At 74.9% G+C, this 5,168-nt stretch carries 7 protein-coding genes and 1 pseudogene; 5 read left to right on the plus strand and 3 right to left on the minus strand.

From position 1 onward, the window contains the following. The 3 genes and pseudogenes from E1258_RS29575 to E1258_RS29585 all read right to left on the minus strand — a co-directional run. A pseudogene (locus tag E1258_RS29575) lies at window positions 1-325 on the minus strand (hypothetical protein); the annotation flags it as partial. A gap of 133 nt (window positions 326-458) precedes the next feature. Further along, window positions 459-821 (minus strand): hypothetical protein, encoded by a 363-nt coding sequence (locus E1258_RS29580; RefSeq protein ID WP_007073370.1) that lies wholly within the window; start codon window positions 819-821, stop codon window positions 459-461. Window positions 822-831: 10 nt separating this feature from the next. Continuing rightward, window positions 832-1,146, minus strand: a complete 315-nt coding sequence (locus E1258_RS29585) for a hypothetical protein (RefSeq protein WP_132406900.1) — start codon at window positions 1,144-1,146, stop codon at window positions 832-834. Between the two features lie 353 nt (window positions 1,147-1,499). On the opposite strand from E1258_RS29585, the gene folP reads away from it, so the two are divergent. The 5 genes from folP to E1258_RS29610 form a co-directional block, all read left to right on the plus strand. Continuing rightward, window positions 1,500-2,399 (plus strand): dihydropteroate synthase, encoded by a 900-nt coding sequence (gene folP / locus E1258_RS29590; protein ID WP_132406902.1) that lies wholly within the window; start codon window positions 1,500-1,502, stop codon window positions 2,397-2,399. Next, entirely contained in the window at window positions 2,396-2,815 is a 420-nt protein-coding gene (gene folB, locus E1258_RS29595) for a dihydroneopterin aldolase (RefSeq protein WP_132406904.1), read from the plus strand. The genes folP and folB overlap by 4 nt, the downstream gene beginning before the upstream one ends. Then, on the plus strand, window positions 2,812-3,339 hold the full coding sequence (folK, locus tag E1258_RS29600; RefSeq protein WP_132406906.1) for a 2-amino-4-hydroxy-6-hydroxymethyldihydropteridine diphosphokinase: 528 nt from the start codon (window positions 2,812-2,814) through the stop codon (window positions 3,337-3,339). The genes folB and folK overlap by 4 nt, the downstream gene beginning before the upstream one ends. Before the next feature lie 19 nt (window positions 3,340-3,358). After that, complete coding sequence (locus tag E1258_RS29605; protein WP_132406908.1) at window positions 3,359-3,895, plus strand: DUF3180 domain-containing protein; 537 nt, start codon at window positions 3,359-3,361, stop codon at window positions 3,893-3,895. A 119-nt stretch (window positions 3,896-4,014) separates the two neighbouring features. Further along, window positions 4,015-5,168 (plus strand): ABC transporter permease (locus E1258_RS29610; RefSeq protein ID WP_132406910.1); only part of this gene is annotated, 1,154 nt, incomplete at its 3' end.

Consider the following 5,168-nt stretch of genomic DNA (forward strand, 5'->3'; position numbering starts at 1 on the left):
GTGCCTGTTCGACGGGGGCCGGCGGGATCTCGGGCCGGGCCGGCGGACCCGCGACGGCCGGCTGCTGGTGCGGGATCGGGGGGTGTTCCCGGCCGACCGGCCGGGGCGACGCGGGCCGGGACGCCGGGTGGGCACCCCCGAAGAGGTCGAGGAACGGCGAGTCGATGTCGGCGCTGTCGGCGACCATCGGCGCGGCCGGCTCGGGGGCGGCCGGCACGGCGCGCCCGGGCGCGGGGCGGGGCGCCTGGAAGACGCCGACCCGGCCGTGACCGGGGGTGGTGGCCAGCGCGGGGTCGAGGGCGACCTCGTCCAGATCCTCGTCCACAGGGTAGTTGAACGAGCGCGCACGGTTACCGTGCGGGGCGGCGTGACGTCCTGCCGGGGAACCCGGCGTGGAAGAGCGACTCATGCCACCGCCTCGTCCGCGTGCCGCTTCGCCGTGATCGGCGTACGCCCGGTCATGCCAGTTCCTCCCGGATCCTGATCCGGCTCGCCACCAGGCGCGGGTCGCGCTGTTCGGCGGCCGACTCCCGGGTGCGTCGCCAGTCGGTCAGCGCGGTGCGGATCACCATGCGCGCGGGCCGGTCGGGGTCGACGTGCCGGAAGATGAACGAGGTGCTCACGATGGCGAGCGCGATCTCCCAGGCGGGAAAGAGCTCGACCTGCAGCGTGAACAGCCAGTGGATGAACATGTAGAGGGGTACGAGCAGCATGAACACGCCGTACTGGGCGTACGGCAGGTGGACGGGCAGGGTGTAGCCGGGCGGCCCGAGGTAGACCAGGCGGGCCCGGTAGATGTCGTCGTCGGTGCGCAGCCGCATCTGCCCGCGCCTATTCGAAGATCAGGTCGATCAGGTAGTCACCGACGAAGAAGAGTGTGGCCGCTCCGGCGATGAAGGCCAGCCCGACGATCGCGATAGCGGAGCTGGTCAGGACCTTGGAGATCTCGCCGCGGCTGGCCCGACCGATGAAGATGACGCCGAGCACGGCCAGCAGGATCGGCGCGATCTTGCTGGCGAAGAACGTGACGACGCCGTTGGTGTCGATGCCCTTGGGTGCCGGCTCGGCGAGTGGAGTCGACGCCAGAGTGTGGAGCACGTGGGTGACGCCGGACGACGTCGCCTCCATGAGCTCGATGGCGATCACTGGAACCTCCCCATATCGCGGCCGGCGGAGCCGCGGCGGTGCAGTAGGCAAGCTTGGCGGGATGGTGCTCACTCTGTGCAGTGTCGGCGACCCTGCGTTCGTCACCCACCACGCGGAGTAGTGAGCTTTGGGGGGATTTTTCCCGCTTCGGCCCTCCCTCCAGGCTTCGCCGTCTCGCTGCTGGGCAATTCCAAAGGGTACGGGCCGCCCCCCTTTGCGACAAGCCGCGAAGAGTCCACCCGGAACGACCCGGACGACCGATCGTACACCTGTTCCAATTGCCATGTCAGGGCCGTCTCGGCCGGGGGTCACCGGCTGCCGGATCGCGCTGCGGCGACCGGTACCGTGCAGTCGTGACCGATCTGGTACGGACTCGGGCCCCGGTGGTGATGGGCGTCCTGAACGTCACGCCCGACTCCTTCTCCGACGGCGGCCGATACGCCGACCTCGACGCCGCCGTCGCACACGGGGTGCGACTCCGCAACGAGGGTGCGCACCTGGTGGACGTCGGCGGCGAGTCCACCCGCCCGGGGGCGGACCGGGTGGACGCCGCGACCGAGTCCGCCCGGGTGCTGCCGGTGGTCAGGGAGCTCGCCGCCGCAGGCGTCGAGGTCAGCATCGACACCAGCCGGGCCCGGGTGGCCGAGGCCGCTCTCGCGGCGGGAGCGGCGGTGGTCAACGACGTCTCCGGCGGCCTGGCAGACCCGGACATGGCCCGGGTGGTCCGCGACGCCGGCTGCCCCTGGGTGCTCATGCACTGGCGCGGGCACTCGCGGGGGATGCGCGAGCTGGCCCACTACGCCGACGTGGTGACCGACGTACGGACCGAGCTTGCCGAGCGGGTCGACGCGGCGCTGGCCGCCGGGGTGGCCGCCGACCGGATCGTCGTCGACCCCGGCCTCGGCTTCGCCAAGACCGCCGAGCACAACTGGCAGCTCACCGCCCGCCTGCCCGAGTTGCTGGAGCTCGGCCTCCCGCTGCTCTTCGGTGCCAGCCGCAAGTCGTACCTGGGCCGGCTGCTCGCCGCCGCCGACGGCACCCCCCGGCCGACTGCCGGTCGGGAGACCGCCACCGCCGCGACCAGCCTGCTCGCCGTCGCGGCCGGCGCCTGGGGGGTACGTGTGCACGACGTGCTCGGCACCGTGGACGCCCTGGCCGTCTGGCGGGCCAGCGGCAGCCCGCGCCTCGGCGTCGCCCGCGACGCCGGGAAGCCGCCGCGCGACGCCGCGAAGCCGATGGGGGGAGGCGGGTGACCGACCGGATCACGCTGACCGGCCTGCGGGCGCACGGCCGGCACGGCGTCTACGACTTCGAGCGGGAGCGGGGGCAGGACTTCGTCGTCGACGCCGTCCTCGAACTCGACCTCGCGCCGGCCGCCCGTTCCGACGACGTGGCCGACACGGTGCACTACGGGGAACTGGCCGACCGGCTGGTCGCGGTGCTGACCGGGGAGCCGGTGAACCTGATCGAGACGCTCGCCGACCGGCTGCTGGCGATCTGCCTGGCCGATCCCCGGGTGACGCGCGCGACGGTCACCGTGCACAAGCCCGAGGCACCCGTCCCGCACGCCTTCACCGACGTCGCGGTCACCATGGCGAGAACGCGGAGCGACCCGGCGGGGGCGGCCCTCTGCCCGGGGGCGACGGCAGGCGACGGGGGTGCCGCGTGAGCCAAGCCCTGCTCTCCCTCGGCAGCAACCTCGGCGACCGGCTGGCCCATTTGCGCGCGGCGGTCGACTCCCTCGGCGATGCGGTGCTGCTGTGCTCGGGCGTCTACGAGACCCCGCCGTGGGGCGACGCGGACCAGCCCGCGTACCTCAACGCGGTGGTGCTGGTCGAGGACCCGGCGGCGACCCCACGGGACTGGCTGGAGCGGGCCCGGGCCGCCGAGCGGCGGGCCGGCCGCGAGCGCGACCCGCGACGCCGCTTCGGCCCGCGCACCCTCGACGTCGACGTCGTCGCGGCCTGGGACGACACCGGTGAGCCGGTGCTCAGCGACGACCCGGACCTGACCCTTCCGCACCCCCGGGCCCACCTGCGGGCGTTCGTGCTCCGGCCGTGGATCGACATCCAACCGTACGGGCGGCTGCCCGGGCACGGCTGGCTGACCGATCTGCTCAGCGCCGAACCGGTGGCCGGCGACGCCCTGGAACTGAGCCCCCGGCCGGATCTGGCGTTAGAGTCGTCGCCATGAGCCAGTGGAGCCAGCCGGCATGACCCAGGCGCAGTCCCCGCCGCCGAGCGGGGCGGATCCCGATCGCTTTAGGATGGGCCCCACCCGGATCTCGACCCTGGTCGTCGCCGGCCTGGCCGCCGCGGCGGTGGCTTGGCTGCTGATCAGCACCCTCTACGGCGGCTTTCCCCGGCTGCCCTGGCTGCCGGTGGTCACGCTGGCCGCGCTGGCCGTGCTGGAGGCGTACGCGGCGGTCAACACCCGCAGCCGGATCGAGCGCAGGCCGGGCCGCGACCCGGTCAATCCGCTGCTGGTGGCCCGGTTCGTGGTGCTGGCCAAGGCGTCCGCCCTGGCCGGGGCGATCTTCGCTGGCTGGTGCGCCGGGCTGACCGGTTGGCTCTTCGTGGAGCCCACCCGGGCGGCCGCCGAGGACCGTCCCGCCGCCGGTGCCGGCCTGCTCGCGGCACTCGCGCTGGTGGCCGCCGCGCTCTGGCTGGAGCGGTCCTGCCGGGTGCCGGAGCGGCCGGAGGACGAGCGCGACGCGGACCGGCGCGAGGGCGGCCCGCGTCAGCGCTGACCACGGGGGGTTACGCCCGGAGCGGCGTACAGGTACCGTGCCTGGCGACCGGAGAGCAACGGCCGCCCGGGTCCGCCCGGGTCGGACCCTGCGGCCGTGACCTGGGGAGGGCACGCGTCATGGGGCACGAGGATCCGGGCCGACACACCCCCGTGGAGCCCCCGTCGGGCGTGCCCGCAGCGGTGCTGGAGAGCGCCTTCGACGACCCGGCCCACGGCGAGCCGGGGCGGGACCGGATCGCCGTGCACGTCGCCTGGGAGCTGGTGCTGGCCGCCGCTCTCGCCGTACTGACCTGGCTGCTCTGGCGGGAGGAGCCGGCCGCGCTGCGTGCCGACGGGCTGCGGGCCCTGCTGGTCAACGTGGTGGCGCTCGGGCTGCTCGTGCTGGCCGCCGGGATGAGCCTGCGGACCGCGGCCGTGAACCTGGCGGTCGGCCCGGTGGCGGTCGCCGCCGCGCTGCACGTCGCCGAGCAGGGTGACCGGGGGATCGAGGTCACGCTGGGTCACGCCGTGGCGGTGGCCGCCGTCGGCGGGTTGGCCGTGGGGCTGGCCGTGGTGGCGCTGCACGTGCCCGGCTGGGCGGCGAGCCTGGCCGGCGCCGCCGGCGTGGTGGTGTACATCCAGCGGCGCTCCGAGCCGGTGCTGGCGCAGGGCGGGTACGACCCCCGGGACACGGCGTTTCACCTCTTCGCCGGCTTCGCCGCGGTGGCCGTCCTCGGCGGACTGTTCGGGGCCATCCGCCCGGTGCGCCGGCTGGTCGGCCGGTTCCGGCCGGTCGCCGACCCGGCGCGCCGCCGGGGCGGGGTGGCGGCCGCGGTCGTCGTGTTCGCCTTCGTCTTCTCCACCGTGCTCGCCACGCTGGCCGGCATCCTGCTCGCCAGCAACGGCGACGGGCCCGTCGTCCCCACCGAGGGGCTGGGCTGGACGACGCTCGCCGTCGGCACCGCGCTGCTCGGCGGCACGAGCGCGTACGGCCGGCGTGGCGCGATCTTCGGCACGCTGCTCGCCGCCAGCCTGGTCACGGTCCTGTACGCCTGGCTGGACGCCGGGGGCTGGACCGTGAGCCGGTGGGCGGTCGGCGGGGCGGCCCTCGGCGTGGGCCTGGTGATCACCCGGCTGGTGGAGGCGTACGGGCGGCCCCGGCCGGCGGGCGCGGACCCGGAGCCGGCTCCCGGGGGCGACGGCACCATCGGCTCCGGTTGGTCGGTGTCCCGGCCGGCGCCGGTGGGTGACTGGCCACCGGCCCTGCCCACCCGCGCCGACGACACCCCTAC

The organism is Micromonospora sp. KC207, assembly GCF_004348615.1.
GTDB lineage: Bacteria > Actinomycetota > Actinomycetes > Mycobacteriales > Micromonosporaceae > Micromonospora.

What these genes read in the sequence shown, in the direction of transcription:
- E1258_RS29580 (WP_007073370.1), bottom strand. Translation starts at nt 821, where the DNA reads ATGCGGCTGCGCACCGACGACGACATCTACCGGGCCCGCCTGGTCTAC.
- E1258_RS29605 (WP_132406908.1), top strand. Translation starts at nt 3,359, where the DNA reads ATGACCCAGGCGCAGTCCCCGCCGCCGAGCGGGGCGGATCCCGATCGC.